This window comes from Ruegeria sp. BHSB064 (assembly GCF_059613205.1).
In genome coordinates this window covers 36895-51305 of the sequence record NZ_JBXWSB010000007.1, presented here as the reverse complement: position 1 = coordinate 51305, position 14411 = coordinate 36895, and the positions used below count along the sequence as shown (strand labels likewise).

The following is a 14411-nucleotide window of genomic DNA, read 5'->3' as shown; positions in this document are numbered from 1 at the left end:
GGCTTATGCGCTCCGCGGCTCAACAAACATCCGGCCGCGCATTTCCATGTGCAGCGCGTGGCAGAACCACTGGCAATAGAACCAGTGCACGCCCGGACGGTCGGCGATGAAGGTGACTGAGGCGGTGGCCTGCGGTCCGATCTCCATCGCGATGCCGAAGTTCGACAGGCACAGCCCGTGGGTCACGTCATCCACGTCATCCAGGTTGGTGACATAGAGTGTCACCTCATCACCCTGTTTGACGGTAAACTTCTCCATGCTGAACACAGGCGCGGTTGAGGTCATGTAAACGCGGACCTTGTTGCCGTCCCGGATGGGCTCTTCGGCACCTTCGTCCAGATCGACACCATCGGCCTCGGCCTGTTTGCGGGCATCTTCCCACATCGGATCATTGCGATCCCAGACATTGACCGGGTTCACCTTGGACCGGTGCACAAGAATCGAGTCATGCGGTTCCGCAAAGGTTGGGCCGTCATGGACCACCTTCATCTTGTCGCCCGAGATATCGATCAACTGCTCGTTTTCAGGCTTCAGCGGGCCAACGTTCAGGAAGCGGTCTTTCGAGAACTTGTTCATCGAAATCAGCCATTTGCCATCAGCCTCAGCCGTCTCACCCATCGAGGTCGAGTTGTGGCCCGGCTGATAGTGTACGTCCACCTTGTCGAGGATCGGGTCAACGTCGGCGCCGCCATAAGCCTCGATGGCCTTGGCGATGTCCCATTTCACAACCTGGCTGTCCAGGAACAGCGTGGTGAACGCATTGCCTTTGCCATCGAACGCGGTGTGAAGCGGCCCAAGACCCAGCTGCGGTTCAGCCACGATGGCCGAGCGCGGATCGGCATTGTCCGAGAACAGCGCATCAACTTTCTCAACATCGATCACTGACACGGTCGGTGACAGCTTACCGTTGATCATGATGTGTTTCTTGTCGGGTGCTGCGTTCACACCGTGCGGCGAGTTCGGGATCGGGATATAGCGGGTCAGGTTGCCACCTGCCTCTTTCCGACCGTCGACGACTTTGATGCCGTTCAATTCCTGATAGTTCCCGGCGGCCACGGCCTCTTCGATGGCTTTCAGGTTGAACACGACCACATGGTCCAGCTCGTTCTCGGTCATCTCGGCCAGGTTCATACCCATTTCCGAATTATACGAGGTCGAGAACGCGTATTTGCCCTGATAATCGCAGTCGGTGTTGTCGAGGTTCCCCGACACCATCACCTGCCATGCGATCTCCATCGTATCGCCGTCGATGGCGGTGAAGATGTTCACGTATTTCGATGGATCGTCGAGGATCTCGCCGTCGTTGACGAGCGGTGCCTCATGTTCACCATTGGCAAAGATATAACCGGTGCGCGGGTATTTCTGCGGGCGCAGGCCGTGAATGTCATGCGCGTTCGGGATCTCGATGATCTTGTCGCATTTCATCACATCGCAGCGCACGCGGGCCACGCGGGTGTTCGCCTTGTCGTTCATGAACAAATAGCGCCCGTCATAGGTGCCATCAGTGAAGGACATGTGCGGGTGGTGCAGGTCGCCGTTGTCGTACGTGACCTTGCCGTTAGCTGCCAGATACGCCTTGGTTTCGGGCAGCAGGCCTTCGGTTAGGATTTTCAGCGACTCGTTTGTCTGTCCCCAGCCCGTGGCCGAGCAACGGTTGAACACCGGAATACGCATCAGTTCGCGCATCGAAGGCACACCAAGGATGCGCACCTCGCCCGTCTGGCCCGAGGACCAGAAGCCGTAATATTCATCCAACTCGCCAGGCTCCAGATGGGCATTGGCGGCGGCGCTGGCTTCGCGTGCGGTCATCAGAGTCGAGCCGAGTCCGGTACCGGCAATCACCGCGCCGGTGGCCGTAGCCCCCAACATTCCGCGGCGTGTGATGTTCAGTTTACTTTCATTGTCCGACATGATCGTTCCTCCTTTTTAGGAAACGGATTGCGGTTTGGCGTTCGGATGGTTCGCCGGTGGTTGTCCGAGAGGGGTCTTCATCTGGACCGACCCTGTCTTGGCCCGCCGTTTCAGCTGGCGGATAACGACGGGACATTTGTCCTCGGACTGGTAGAGCACCTGACAATGCAGGCAGGTGACGCACTCGTTCGGATTGATCTCACCAGTCGGGTGGATCGCCTGAACGGGGCATTCGTTGGCGCAAGTCTGACAGGGGGTGCCGCAATCCTTATAGCGGCGCAGCCAATCGAACATGCGAATTCGGGCGGGGATCGCCAGCGCTCCGCCCAAGGGGCAGAGGTAGCGGCAATAGAACCGTTCGATGAACAGCCCGATCCCCAGTAGGGCCAGCGCAAAGACCACGAAAGGCCAGTCGCGCATGAATTTCAGAATGATCGCGGTCTTGAACGGCTCGACCTCGGCATATTTTTCAGCCAGCGGGATCGAGACAAAACTGATGCCAAAAAGCACAAGGAAAATCATGTACTTTGCGGGCCAGAGGCGTTCGTTCAGACCCCATGGCAAGGTCCATTGAGGCACCTTGAAGGCCCGCGCGATCTTGTTGGTCAGCTCTTGCAGCGCGCCAAACGGGCAGAGCCAGCCGCAATAGGCCCCACGACCCCAGAACAACAGTGCAGCGGCCACGGCAAACCATTGGATGAACACCAGCGGATCAAGCAGGAAAGCATCCCATGAGAAGCCAGTCCGCAAGCTGCCCGCCAGCGCCATCAGGTTCACGACGCTCAGCTGCGCATTGGCGTACCAGCCAATGAAGAACAGCGTCATGGTCAGGAACCCGATGCGGAACCAGTAGAAGACGCGCGCGTTCATCGTGGCGTGGAACTGGAAGAAGAAGGTGGCGGTCAACACCAGCAGCATTGCGCCCAGAACCACGATTTCGACCACGCGGTCCTTCCAGATGCGCTGCCAAAGGGCGGCCTTGGCGGCGGCCTCGCCAGTGGCGTCATCGACGACCGCCGGAGCAACGACCGGCAACAAATACTGTTCGGGCAGCTTGTAGCCCAGATCGAAGGTCAGAAAGGTTTTCTCGACCGCACCCACGGCGCGCTGGACCAGCAGTTGCAGGCGGAAAGGTTCAGCTGGATCAAACTCGGAATCGGCAGGGATTTTAAAAATGTCGAGCTCTGTGAAGGTGGGTGCGTCCAGCGCGGCAACCGTGCCCAAACGGCGCTGTTGCTTGTCAAAAAACCGGACCGAACTGTCGCCTTGGATCAACTGGATCCGGTCAAATATGCCACCGCGAACATAGCCCGACCCTTTGAAACTGTATGCCCCTCGGCCCAGCACCAGAATGGCCTGTTCGCCTTCGTCCAACCAATCCACGAGGTTCTGGTATTCGGCCTCACCCAGCAACGACTTGCCGATCGATGGCACAGAAACCAGCGCCATATGCATGTCGATGAACGTCTCATCCGGTTCGCCGGGCTCGGGGCGCTTGATCGCCCGCTGATCGCCGGTGGCTTCAAAGGCTGAATTGACTTGACCGATATCCAGCGTCAAACGACGGACCGAGCCGTCGCCGGACAGAGTGGTCCAGTCATAGACCGCGTCTTGCGCCATATCGACTTCGCGCTTTGGCCCATCCGCCTGTAGCGGAGATAGCCCGCCCAACCCCAACGCGCGCGCCACCTTGATGCCACCGCGTACGAGGCTGTCGTCGATGACCATAATCGTGACTGTTGCGCCTGAGATGATGTCGAGATCATGCCCTTCACCGCCGGTTTCGGCCTCAACCTTCAGATCAAGCCCGGCATATCCCTCGGTCAACTCAACCATGCGGGAATTGGGGATACCGATCAGTACGATGGGTTCTGAGTGTTTGACCAGTTGAACGCCGGTCAGCACCGCATCTTGATCAATGCCCGCAACCACATGGATCGGCTTGCCTGAGTAGCCCGTTGTTCCTACGAAGTCGGACGTCAGAAAGGCCCAGGCGATGGTCTCGCCATCCTTCAGGACAGGTGCAACCGGAACGTCATCGCGGACCGGACCAAAGGCATCGGCATCAGGGGCCAGATCGGCGGGCTCTATTTCAGGTAGGAAGCTGGCAAGACTGTCGGCATGGGCACTGATCGCCATCAGGCAGGACAGAGTGAAAGCCAGCAGGAAATGGATTGCGCGACTTACGACCACGGCGCACCTCCGATAACTTGGGTGGACGCCATGGGCGCGCGCAGGGCGCGTACAAATTCTGCTTGGGTCGCGAACGGGGGCCCTCGGGTTTCAGGCCACAATCGTTTCGAGTTCTGTGCACGACACAGATACTCATGCAAAGGGCTTACAACACGCTCGTTGCGGTCTGTGACCAGCGGCAGAGCGTCTGGCACAGGTCCTGCCGAAGTGACCGCGCAAAGCGCGCAGTCGGCACATTTGGGGCAGGGCGCGGTTGGATCGGGATTATCCTCCTCAAGGTCCATCTCAACCCAAACCGCCCCTGCCTCCGAGCAGATCTCCACCCACATGCTTTGTCCGGGACTCGCCAGCGCCGGAGCAAGCATTTGCAACAACAGAAGAAGGATGCCCGCCAATCCACACGCCGCGCGCACGGCGCGGTCAGGGAGGATGTGGAGAAATTGATAGGCGGACATGGAGAATCCAACTCGGCAATCTTTCCAGATTTGTAGGCGGCCCTCTCGATTCGAGACTTGACTTAAGTCATTTGTTCACAAGCCGCTCAAAAATTAATCTTTCTCTGGTTTTTTCCGTAAAAGCAGTAGATTAAGATCAGGCTTCAACTGTCGGCTTCGTCCATCAATCCGCGCACCCAGCGCCCTGCCAGCCATGTCGCAGGAATGCCCAAAGGGACGGACCACAGAAGTGCGGGAACAGGTTCAATCGCGCCGAACCCGGCACTGTGTAAGATTAATCCCAGCAAAAACAGATTGATGGCCACGGTCAGCGCCGTGGCGGGATAGAGCAGAATGGCCAGTTTCCAAACCGGCCATTTGTCTTCAGTGGCTGGTGCCTTCCGAGAAGGTGATTTTGTTCCAGACATTGTACTTTCCAGAGGGTTTGCGCATCGGCAGGCGGCGGACCTCTTCCAGCGTTCGCGCGTCATAGACGATCACCGCGCCATCATCTTCCCAGATTGAAACCAATGCGTGACGACCATCCTTGGTGAACTCGACATGGGCGACGGTTTTACCCGGCGCAGGGCGCAGAGTCTTCACGATTTCAAGGCTTTGCTTGTCGATCACATGCATGGCGTCTTTATTCGGGCCAAAGAACACGTCGGCCCAGACATAAGGTGAGTTTTCATGGCTGCGCATGAAGAATCCGGGCCCTTCGGTCTTGATCCGCTTGATGGTTTCCCAGCTTTCCATGTCAATCACGGACACGGTACCATCGGTCAGATGCGGGGTGGCCATCACGGTCGTATCGCCGTGCTTCCATGTGATGCCGGAACCAAGATGCGGCATCCCCGGCAGGTCCAGGTCGGCCACCTTGTGCCCGATCACTAGATCAATCACCTGACCGCCTTTGCCGTCACGGGACGCCCCCATGACAAACTCATAGCTCTGGTCGAAAAAGAAATCGTCCAGATAGTCGGGCGTGGTGATCTTGCGCACTGGGAAAGGGTTGGGATTCTTGAACTGCCCTTCAATGCGGAAATCATGCCCGATACCAAATTGCGGCGGGTTGTCCCCGTAGAACACTTCCCAGATTTCGGGCACGTCTTTCAGGGCCAAAACAAAGCTCTCCCGCGGTGGAGCCTGATAGACGGCGGACACCCGGCTGGGCACACCTTTCTTGCTTTTGACTTCAATGACGGTGGCGACCGACAGGTCCTCGGTCGAAAGCAGGGTCAGGCTGTTGGGCAGGTAATTTGCCACTGCCACCCATTTTCCGTCACCTGACATGGCAATGTTGCGACTGTTGAGGCCGGCGCGTACGCGCCCCACCTGCTTCAATGCCCAGATATCGTATTTCTGGACCCAGCCATCGCGCGACATGATGAAAACATACCGGCCATCGGGGCTGAACTTTGGGCCACCATGAACGGCAAAGGGGGTCTCGAACCTGTCCAGCACTTCAAACGTGTCGCCATCCAGAACACTGACGTGGTGATCGCCGGTCTCAACCGCCAGCGTGATGTTCATCGGGTCACTGTCCCACACGGGTGCTTCGACCGGGGCATTATCCTCGTCCAGAATACGGCTGGCCATGATGTCAGCTTCGCCCCATTCCGGGTCGCTCTCTAGCGGAGATTTCAGCCACCCCGCCAGTTCTTCGATCTGCAACGCGTCAAGCTCATGTGAAAACGCGGGCATCTGCGTCGCCGCGCGGCCCTCGGCGATCACCGCTGCAACCCGCGGCCCCCGCATCCGCTTTAACGTCTCGGGGATCAAAGCGGGCCCAACGCCGCCCAATCGGTTCTCGCCGTGGCATGAAGCGCAGTGTTCAGCGTAATCCGAGGGCGCATCAGCCCATGCCGCGCCCAAGCTCAGAACGGAACACATCAGCCCGATCTTCATCTTTTTCCAAATACTCCCGCCGGAGGCTCCCGCAGGCTTCACAGGCGGTACGATTTGCCGGAACAGGAACGGGTTATCAAAAGAACTGATGCGCCGGATCATGGCTTTTCCCCCGGAACGGTGTGACCCGCAGGCGTTCTCCTGCATCGTCCACACCGATTTCTTCGTTTGAAAGGTAACAGGCCGGATCTTCGGCCCAGGGATCGCCGGTCAGTTGCAAGGCGCGAATACGCGTGTTGCCACCGCAGACGTCCTTAAGTTCACATGCGCCGCAGCGGCCTTTCAAGGGGCGAGGGCGGGTGCGCAGCATGGCCAGCATCGGGTCATCGCTGGTCCAGAGTTCGGAAAACGGTTTGGTTTTCACGTTGCCGACCGTGTAATCGGACCAATATGTGTCGGGGTGAACCCGGCCCAGATTGTCGATATTGGCGACGCCCAAACCGCTGGAATTCCCACCCCACGCAGACAAATGTGCGCGGACATGGGCAGCCTTCTCGGCATCGAAATGCGCGCGGATCCAATTCAGGAAATACCCAGCATCGGCGTCATTGTTGCCGGTCACGATATCCAGCGGTCGCCCACCCGAGGCCGCCTCCCATGCGCGCTCCAACAGCAGGTCCATTCCCCTGCGGGTGCGCTGGTGTTCGGCGTCCTCGCCTCGGTTCTTGTCACCGCGCCCGGCATAGACGAGGTGCGACAGGTAAAATTTGTCAACGCCTTCATCATCACACAGTTGCAGCAGGTCCGGCAGGTGATGCTGCGTGCCTTCAGTCAGGCAGAACCGCAGGCCGACTTTGATGCCGCGTTTCTTGCATTCACGCACACCGCGCAAGGCATCCGCAAAGGCACCGTCGACACCGCGAAACCAGTCATTGGTGGCGCCAATCCCGTCCAAAGAAATGCCAACATAGCTGAACCCCACGTCGGCAATCATGTCGGCGGTTTCATCATGGATTCGCGTGCCGTTGGTCGACAAGGCCAGCATCGGCACCAGTTCACGGGCGCGCTTTGCGATGTCGAAGAAGTCGAACCGATCCAGCGGCTCCCCACCCGAGAGGATCAAGGCCGGGACGCGAAACTGGCCAAGATCCTCAAGGGTTACCATGGCTTGCTCATGGCTGAGCTCACCGGGGAACGCCACATCCGCCGAGACGGTATAGCAATGGCGGCATTTCAGGTTGCAGCGTCGCGTCAGGTTCCAGATCACCACAGGTTTCACTGGGCCGGGGCGGCGTTTGCGCACCGGGGTCGGGTCGACCAGCTGGTGCATGTATTCTGTCAGGCGGAACATGTCTCAGCCTTTCTTTTTCAGGCGCAGCCCGGTCTTTTTCAGGATGCGCGTGGAATAGAGGATATCTTTGGCCCGGCAGGCGTCGCCCAGAATTTCGGCGATTTCGGCGCGCTTTTGTTCAACCTCATCAGGGTTGGCACCATGCACCATAGCAAACAGGTTATAGGGCCAGTCGGGCAGGGCGCGGGGCCGTTCATAACAATGGGTCACAAAAGGCAGGGCGCCGATCTGTGCACCCAGCTTGGTGATGCTGACATCGTCCACATCCCAAACGGTCATGCCGTTCGACGTCATGCCAAGTTTGTAGTGATTGGGGGCCGCAGCAATGCGGCGGATCACACCGCGTGCTTTCAGGGCTGACAACCGTTCGAGCAGATCGGTTTCCTGTAACCCAAGATCATTGGCAACCTGCGCATACGGCGTCGGGGTCAAGGGTAACCCCCCTTGCAACGCCTCGATAATCTGTCTGTCGGTTGCATCGATCATGCCGCCACCCGGAAGCCTATGAAAAATTCCTGAAGTTTGGGGAAACGAAGAACCTGGATCCCCGTTTCCCGTTCGATGGCATCGGCGGTGGCCTCGATCCCCTCGGGCGTTTCGGTGGCCAGCACGAACCACATGTTCAACCGGTGCGTACGTTCATAATTATGGGCGACCTCCGGGTGTGCATTGACTTTCGTCAGGACGGTTTCGATATTTTCAGGCGGAACAGCCATGGCGCAAAGGCAGAAGGCCCCGCCCATAGCAGCAGCGTCGAAAAACGGACCAAAGCGTGTGATGACACGGTCTTCCTTCAGCCGTGTCAGACGCTCCAGCAGCTCGGTTTCGGACAGGCCAAGCTCGTCGGCCACTGCCGCATAAGGATGAGAGGTGAGCGGCAGATCGTCCTGCATCCGGTTCAGGATCGCGCGGTCTTTGTCGTCCAGAGTCATGCGGCAACCTCCCGCGCTTGAATCAAGGCTCCGGTCTGCTTGAAACAGCGGGTCGAAAACAAAACTTTGTTCCGCGCGCCGGCCAACTCGGGCAACTCCATCGCGCCAGCCAGCACACCCAGAGCCTCGTTCCGGGTCCGGGCGTGGATCATCGAATAGAGGCGATAGGGCCAGACATCTTCAACCGGATTTCGCTCATAGCACAGCGTGACACCGGGATAGGCGGCCAGCGCCGGACCGGCCGTTTCAATTTGTTCCGCTGGCAAATCCCAAACGACCATCGCGTTGGCGGACCACCCCAGTGCCCGGTGGCGCACGATAACGCCGAGCCGTGAAATGATACCGGCGGAGTGCAAGGCAACGATCCGCGCCATCACATCATCCACGTTCCGGTTCAATGAACGAGCCAGAGCCTCATAGGGCTCTGCGACCAGTGACAGGCCCGAACTGAGTGTCTGCAGCAAGCAACGATCTCCGTCGCGCATGGCCGATGCGTCGACTTTGCGCGCACTAGGGACGTTCTTGGCGCCAGCAGTCATGCGAAACCCAAGGTCCACGTTGAACGGCCGGACAAGACGCAGATCCAGCACCTGCAACCCCGAGGTCCGGCTGATCCGGGCCAGTGTCTCGTTGACATGTTCCCGGTCCGGGCCTGTTGCGACAAACCAAAGGTTCCAGGCATCCTCTCGCTGGTAATTGTGGTTCACCCCAGGTTCGGCATCGATCAGGGCGGCAACTTCTTCCAACCGATTTTCCGGGGCGGACACAGCTGCCAGAGTGCTGGCCGTCACCGCGCCGGGCGTGATGGTTGCGCCAACCCGCGTGATGCGGCCGGTGGCACGCATCCGGGTCAGCCGGTCAAGTACTTCGGTTTCGTCCAATCCCAGCGCGTCTCCCAGCACTTGAAAAGGGCGCTCTGTGATCGGGAAATCGCGTTGAAAGTCGTCCAACAGGCGGCAATCGATTGGGTCGGTGATATGCTGCATCCGTCAAAGCCCCGTCTTGTGCGCGCGGGCCGTGAAGAAGATGCCCGAAGGGCTGTCGGCATCGATTTCGCGCAATTTCTCAAACGTTTGCGTGTCGTAGACCTTCACCTTGTTGGCATCGCGCACGCTGATCCAGACTTCATGCCCGCGCGGCGTGAATTCCATATGCAGCACGGCGGGGCCGGGTTTGAATTCGTGAATGATCTCCTTGCTGACGCTATCGATCACTTGAATGGTATCGTTCAACGGGTGGGCGAAATTCACCCAGACTTGCCGTCCATCAGGGCGGGCCATGGCAAAGACCGGCTGGCCGTGTGTCTTGGTACGCCCGGTTTCCGACAAAGTGTCGGCATCGACCCAGAGCACCTCGTGATGACCCACTGCAGGCAGCACGAATTCGCGCCCGGTCAGCGCCCAGCCTTCCAGATGAGGCATCTTGTAGACGGGCATTTCCTCTTGCCCGCGCCCATAGTCAGGCAGCACACGGATGGGTTCCAGGGTGTCGGCCCACAGATCAAGCGCGGTCAGGCCGTCTTCGCCAAACAGGCCGGTGATATAGGTGCGGCCATTGGCGGTGATCAGCGCGTCATAGGGGTTCTTGCCCATGTCAGGTATCTTGGTGATCGCGGGCTCGCCTTTGGCGAAATCGGCAATCCATGTCTCACCCGTGTCCCACATGGTAAACACAAACCTACGCCCCGGCGCGTCGACCAGACCGATGGTTTTGCTGTCGGTGGGGATGTCTGCGACCATTTCCAATGTGTCCGCATCAAACACGCGCACACCACCGGGTTCGTAGTTCGACACGGCAACAAGCGTTCCGTCGTCCGAGATAGCACCGCCAATGGCGTTGCCCGCTTGAACAACGCGGTTCACGATCTGGCGGGTGACGATGTCAACCTTGGTCAGCCCGCCGTCACGGCCAAAGACATAGGCAAAGCGTTCATCGGGCGAATAGACCAGTGAGGCATGGGACAGATCGCCAAAACCTTCAATACGGGCCAGAGCCGCACGGTCGGATTGATCGACCAACAAGACCGAGCCTTTGGCGCGTTCGATCACCAGACCAAGGTCACCGGTCGCGGTGGGTTCCGCCTGCGCGGTGGTTATCATCAATGAGGCTGCAAAGCCGAGTATGAGGTGTTTCATTGTGCCTCCTGTTCCAGCAGGTAGCGGGCAATCCATTCGGCCTCTTCTTCGCTGATCAGGGGCCGCCAGGGGGGCATCGCGGTGTCGGGGATGCCGTCTAGGATGACGCCAGTCAGAACGTCCGCATCGTAGTGATCCAGCGTCTTACTGCGCAGGTCGGGGCCAAGACCGCCCTTCAATGACAACCCGTGGCAAGACCCGCAATCCTGATGCACAAGGCGTTTTAAGGCATTGGGATCAAGGGTGTCGGCCGCGAAGGCAGATGTTGCGATAAGAACGACCGTCGTTAACAAGACCGAATGCGCTGAATGCCGACGTACCGCCGGGCGCTGCGTCACAGCACCATTGGCTGCACCTGGTCTGCGTCCAAGTTTAGCCATGGGCCTGCTCCAAAAGGTCAGCCACCGGTTTTTCCGCATAAAGTGAAACGACGTTGCCAATGATGAAGAGCGTGGGTGCTTTCAAGCCAGCTTCGCGCACATCGGTGGCCAATTTATCCAGTCGTGACACCATCCGGCGTTCGTCTGGCGTAGTTGCCTTGCCAACCGCAAGAACCGGTGTCGAGCCGGGAAGGTTCTCGGTCATCAGGCCCATTGCGATCTGGCCGATATTGGCTACACCCATATAGACCACCAATGTCGAGTCCGGATCGGCCAAACGTTTCCAGTCAAGGTCTAGCACCTTGTCAGCCTGACGATGCCCGGTGACATACTGCACCGACGTAGCCAGCCCGCGATGGGTTAATGGAACACCGGTCGAACAGGATGCGCCCTGTGCTGCAGTAATGCCCGGCGCGTATTCAACAGCGACGCCATGTGCCATTAGAAAAGCCGCTTCTTCCGAGCCGCGACCAAAAATCATCGGGTCGCCGCCTTTCAAACGAGCGACCGTGTACCCGGCGCGGGCTTCTTCAAGCAGGATTTCATTGATGCGGTCTTGTGGAACCGTGTGGCACTTTGGTGCCTTGCCAACCGGGATGAGCCGAGCACCTTCGTTGTGCAAATTCAGAATGTCGGCAGACACCAGCCGGTCATAGACTACCACATCTGCTTCTTGCAGCATCCGCAGTGCACGCAGGGTCATCAGTTCAGGGTCGCCGGGGCCTGCGCCAATCAGAAAAACCTTACCGCTCATGTGCAAACTCGCTTGGTCTGAATGTCATCGAAACCCGGATCTGCCTTGCGCAAAAGGGACGTCGCTGGGCCTGCCGGGCGTGTCATGAAATCAAGTTGGCGCAATCGCGATCCAACCTCCTTGACATAAGTTAAGGAGCGCGGGATTTGCGCCCGCACTCCTTACTTCTTGCCTGTATTTTATTGCGTTAGGGTTCGACGGTGATCATTCCGATCATGTTCTGTGTTTCCCAGTGCGGGCCACACAGGTATTCCTGCGGCCCAGGTGTGAGAAACGTCAAATCAACCGATTCTTCTGGGAACAAACGATCACTTTCCGGTTCGCTGCCTTCCTTCAACAAGACCGAGTGGCTGGTTCTTTTGTCGACGTTCACCCAGCGGACAGTTGTGCCTGCCTTCACGGTCAGCTCGAAGGGGCAGAAATTGTATTTGTACATCAGAACCACTTCGGCGTCCTCAACAGAGGATGAAGGCTGACCAAACAGCTCGACATATCGTTCCTCGGCCTCGGCACACAGTTCTGCGGTCTCATCCGCCAGGACGGGCGCGGCAATAAGCAGTAACGCGGGAAGAAGGTGTTGGGGTTTCATCGTCCAAGTCTCCTCTTCTTGGTGGAAGGGGCCGGATCGACCGGCCCCTGTCTTTTATTGTTTGACCACGTTGATGAACGCGCTGTCGTCATCCAGTGCAAGGCTGGTATCCAGCGTGACGTGGTGGAACCTTGCGGCGGCAAAGTCATCGTGAATGGCAAAGCCGACTGTGTAGGTTTGACCGGGTTCAAGCGGGACGTCTCCTGGCGCGCCCGAGTTCAGCGGACGGCTGAAGACCACTGTCCAGATGCCCGCATCAAGGCTGGCCGAGGCGGCGATTTCACCGTCATTGACCACACGCTGTTCCAGCAAATAGCCGTTGGTGGCGTTGCCGTCGGCGTAGACACGCATCAGGTCAAGATAGGTGCCATCGGCCAGGTACTGCTCGATCTGTTCCGCAGCCTGCAGCTTGTCCCAGCCACCCAGCGCCTTGCCACGGCGGCCTTTGACTTCGACCTCGGTCCGGCTTTCGCTGATGTATTTGGTCACAGTGTCCTGTGCGGTCAGACGGCCCGAGACATCTGCGTTGGCGGCAATCGCATCCGCGCCCGGATCAAACGGCATATACGAGTTGTCGGCATGGCACGACGCCCAGCAACCAACCTGTTCCCCAAGCTCAATACCGGTGCCTGTAATCATCATAGCCACCTTAATCTGGTTGTCGGGGTCCATCTTGCCGCCGTCCACAAACGGGGCAGGGCTGTGACCCGCATCCGGCCATTGCAGGCGGATGTACAGGTTTTCGTCGTCATGTGCAGCTTGAACGGTTGCATCGATCACACCGCGTTTTCCGGGGATCGGAGTAGGTTCAAGATCCCCGCCTGCAACGATCTTGTTGCCAATCGCGTCCAACTCAGCAGCGTGACAGGTGGTACACTTGTCGCCGCCCTTGGTCAGCGGGCGCGCGCCACCATGCGATTTTCCGTTCTGAACCCATTCGAATGAGGCTTGTCCGGGATAGAACAGTTTCATATCCGCACCGGGGACAGCGGCCCAATCGATGTTAGTGCCGACATCGCTGCCACCACCTCCTGCCGGGGCAGCGGCCTCTTCACCGGCGGCCTTGGCGCGTTCCTCGGCAACAGCCGCGTCGACGGCTGCAGCAATCTGTGCTTGAACCGATTCCAGCTGTGCCTGTTTCGCAGCCTTTTCGGCCTCGGCTTCTGCCGCTTCTTTGGCTTGGACACGTTCAAGGCTGGCCAGATATTCCGGTGGGATCTGACGGATAAATGCCGGATTGGGTGCTTCCAGTTCTTCAAGATACTCGTCTGACGCGCGATCACGGATGTTGGAGTGTGCAATCCCTTTGTGGCAGTCGATACAGGTTTGACCACTTTCCATCGCATTCAGGTGCTGTTGACGGGCACGGGGTTTTTGAAATTCCGGCATCATCGATTCAAAATCGTGACAGTTGCGGCATTCGCGCGAATCGTTGGCCTTCATTCGCTCCCATTCGTTCATTGCCAGATGAATGCGCTTGGCCTCAAACTTTTCTGGTGTGCTGATCGAGCCGACCGCTTTGCCGTACAATTCTCTGGTTGCCTTGACTTTGCGGATCATCTTGTGCGTCCAGTCCTTCGGGACGTGACAGTCCGAACAGACAGCCCCCACGCCAGACCGGTTCACGTCGTGAATCGTACCTTTGTACTCTTCGTAAACATAGTCCCGCATTTCGTGGCAGGACAGGCAGAAGGGTTCTGTATTTGTGGCTTCTACGACGGTGTTGAACCCGCCCCAGAAGATGATGCCGCCTACAAAGGCTGCGGCGATCCCGGCAACTGGCATTCCCCACAGGAAATACCGGCGCCAGATTGGTTTTTTCTTTTCCGGTTCGGAGGTCATATCGGGCTCCGTTTTGGCTTTCTAGACTGGCGCGGCGTGTCA

The 14411-nt window shown here is 58.4% G+C and carries 14 protein-coding genes; all 14 read right to left on the bottom strand.

Features of this window, described 5'->3' with window-relative positions; translation table 11 throughout:
* Positions 1 to 3: 3 nt before the first annotated feature.
* A complete protein-coding gene (gene nosZ, locus AC2FNU_RS03055; RefSeq protein WP_496784655.1) occupies positions 4 to 1911 on the bottom strand; it encodes a TAT-dependent nitrous-oxide reductase in 1908 nt (635 codons plus the stop codon).
* 15 nt (positions 1912 to 1926) lie between these two features.
* Positions 1927 to 4050 carry a 4Fe-4S binding protein gene (locus tag AC2FNU_RS03050; RefSeq protein ID WP_496784689.1) on the bottom strand — a complete coding sequence of 708 codons (2124 nt, stop codon included), beginning with the start codon at positions 4048 to 4050 and terminating at the stop codon, positions 1927 to 1929.
* A gap of 44 nt (positions 4051 to 4094) precedes the next feature.
* On the bottom strand, positions 4095 to 4559 hold the full coding sequence (locus AC2FNU_RS03045) for a DUF2946 family protein (protein ID WP_496784654.1): 465 nt from the start codon (positions 4557 to 4559) through the stop codon (positions 4095 to 4097).
* 143 nt (positions 4560 to 4702) lie between these two features.
* The gene (locus tag AC2FNU_RS03040; protein ID WP_496784653.1) at positions 4703 to 4966 is read right to left on the bottom strand and encodes a hypothetical protein; all 264 of its coding nucleotides are present in this window, start codon (positions 4964 to 4966) and stop codon (positions 4703 to 4705) included.
* The gene (locus AC2FNU_RS03035; protein ID WP_496784652.1) at positions 4923 to 6548 is read right to left on the bottom strand and encodes a cytochrome D1 domain-containing protein; all 1626 of its coding nucleotides are present in this window, start codon (positions 6546 to 6548) and stop codon (positions 4923 to 4925) included. The genes AC2FNU_RS03040 and AC2FNU_RS03035 overlap by 44 nt, the downstream gene beginning before the upstream one ends.
* Positions 6523 to 7737 carry a heme d1 biosynthesis radical SAM protein NirJ gene (gene nirJ, locus AC2FNU_RS03030; protein ID WP_496784651.1) on the bottom strand — a complete coding sequence of 405 codons (1215 nt, stop codon included), beginning with the start codon at positions 7735 to 7737 and terminating at the stop codon, positions 6523 to 6525. The genes AC2FNU_RS03035 and nirJ overlap by 26 nt, the downstream gene beginning before the upstream one ends.
* A gap of 3 nt (positions 7738 to 7740) precedes the next feature.
* Positions 7741 to 8223, bottom strand: a complete 483-nt coding sequence (gene ahbB / locus AC2FNU_RS03025; RefSeq protein ID WP_496784650.1) for a siroheme decarboxylase subunit beta — start codon at positions 8221 to 8223, stop codon at positions 7741 to 7743.
* Positions 8220 to 8669, bottom strand: a complete 450-nt coding sequence (locus AC2FNU_RS03020) for an Lrp/AsnC family transcriptional regulator (protein WP_496784649.1) — start codon at positions 8667 to 8669, stop codon at positions 8220 to 8222. Before AC2FNU_RS03020 ends, ahbB (AC2FNU_RS03025) begins: the two co-directional genes overlap by 4 nt.
* A complete protein-coding gene (gene ahbB, locus AC2FNU_RS03015; protein ID WP_496784648.1) occupies positions 8666 to 9655 on the bottom strand; it encodes a siroheme decarboxylase subunit beta in 990 nt (329 codons plus the stop codon). Before ahbB (AC2FNU_RS03015) ends, AC2FNU_RS03020 begins: the two co-directional genes overlap by 4 nt.
* A 3-nt stretch (positions 9656 to 9658) precedes the next feature.
* Positions 9659 to 10804 carry a cytochrome D1 domain-containing protein gene (locus AC2FNU_RS03010; RefSeq protein WP_496784647.1) on the bottom strand — a complete coding sequence of 382 codons (1146 nt, stop codon included), beginning with the start codon at positions 10802 to 10804 and terminating at the stop codon, positions 9659 to 9661.
* Entirely contained in the window at positions 10801 to 11184 is a 384-nt protein-coding gene (locus AC2FNU_RS03005) for a c-type cytochrome (protein ID WP_496784646.1), read from the bottom strand. The genes AC2FNU_RS03010 and AC2FNU_RS03005 overlap by 4 nt, the downstream gene beginning before the upstream one ends.
* Entirely contained in the window at positions 11177 to 11938 is a 762-nt protein-coding gene (gene cobA / locus AC2FNU_RS03000; protein WP_496784645.1) for a uroporphyrinogen-III C-methyltransferase, read from the bottom strand. The genes AC2FNU_RS03005 and cobA overlap by 8 nt, the downstream gene beginning before the upstream one ends.
* 187 nt (positions 11939 to 12125) lie before the next feature.
* Positions 12126 to 12527, bottom strand: a complete 402-nt coding sequence (locus AC2FNU_RS02995) for a cupredoxin domain-containing protein (protein ID WP_496784644.1) — start codon at positions 12525 to 12527, stop codon at positions 12126 to 12128.
* Positions 12528 to 12581: 54 nt separating this feature from the next.
* Positions 12582 to 14369: a NapC/NirT family cytochrome c gene (locus AC2FNU_RS02990; RefSeq protein WP_496784643.1), complete on the bottom strand. Its 1788-nt coding sequence runs from the start codon at positions 14367 to 14369 to the stop codon at positions 12582 to 12584.
* Positions 14370 to 14411: the final 42 nt, after the last annotated feature.

Bases quoted from the DNA above. Each gene is read 5' to 3' on its own strand.
- AC2FNU_RS03005 (WP_496784646.1), bottom strand. From the start codon at position 11,184: ATGGCTAAACTTGGACGCAGACCAGGTGCAGCCAATGGTGCTGTGACG.
- nosZ (WP_496784655.1), bottom strand. From the start codon at position 1,911: ATGTCGGACAATGAAAGTAAACTGAACATCACACGCCGCGGAATGTTG.
- AC2FNU_RS02995 (WP_496784644.1), bottom strand. From the start codon at position 12,527: ATGAAACCCCAACACCTTCTTCCCGCGTTACTGCTTATTGCCGCGCCC.
- AC2FNU_RS03045 (WP_496784654.1), bottom strand. From the start codon at position 4,559: ATGTCCGCCTATCAATTTCTCCACATCCTCCCTGACCGCGCCGTGCGC.
- AC2FNU_RS02990 (WP_496784643.1), bottom strand. From the start codon at position 14,369: ATGACCTCCGAACCGGAAAAGAAAAAACCAATCTGGCGCCGGTATTTC.
- AC2FNU_RS03050 (WP_496784689.1), bottom strand. From the start codon at position 4,050: ATGGCGATCAGTGCCCATGCCGACAGTCTTGCCAGCTTCCTACCTGAA.
- AC2FNU_RS03020 (WP_496784649.1), bottom strand. From the start codon at position 8,669: ATGACTCTGGACGACAAAGACCGCGCGATCCTGAACCGGATGCAGGAC.
- ahbB (WP_496784648.1), bottom strand. From the start codon at position 9,655: ATGCAGCATATCACCGACCCAATCGATTGCCGCCTGTTGGACGACTTT.
- AC2FNU_RS03040 (WP_496784653.1), bottom strand. From the start codon at position 4,966: ATGTCTGGAACAAAATCACCTTCTCGGAAGGCACCAGCCACTGAAGAC.
- AC2FNU_RS03035 (WP_496784652.1), bottom strand. From the start codon at position 6,548: ATGATCCGGCGCATCAGTTCTTTTGATAACCCGTTCCTGTTCCGGCAA.
- cobA (WP_496784645.1), bottom strand. From the start codon at position 11,938: ATGAGCGGTAAGGTTTTTCTGATTGGCGCAGGCCCCGGCGACCCTGAA.
- AC2FNU_RS03010 (WP_496784647.1), bottom strand. From the start codon at position 10,804: ATGAAACACCTCATACTCGGCTTTGCAGCCTCATTGATGATAACCACC.
- nirJ (WP_496784651.1), bottom strand. From the start codon at position 7,737: ATGTTCCGCCTGACAGAATACATGCACCAGCTGGTCGACCCGACCCCG.
- ahbB (WP_496784650.1), bottom strand. From the start codon at position 8,223: ATGATCGATGCAACCGACAGACAGATTATCGAGGCGTTGCAAGGGGGG.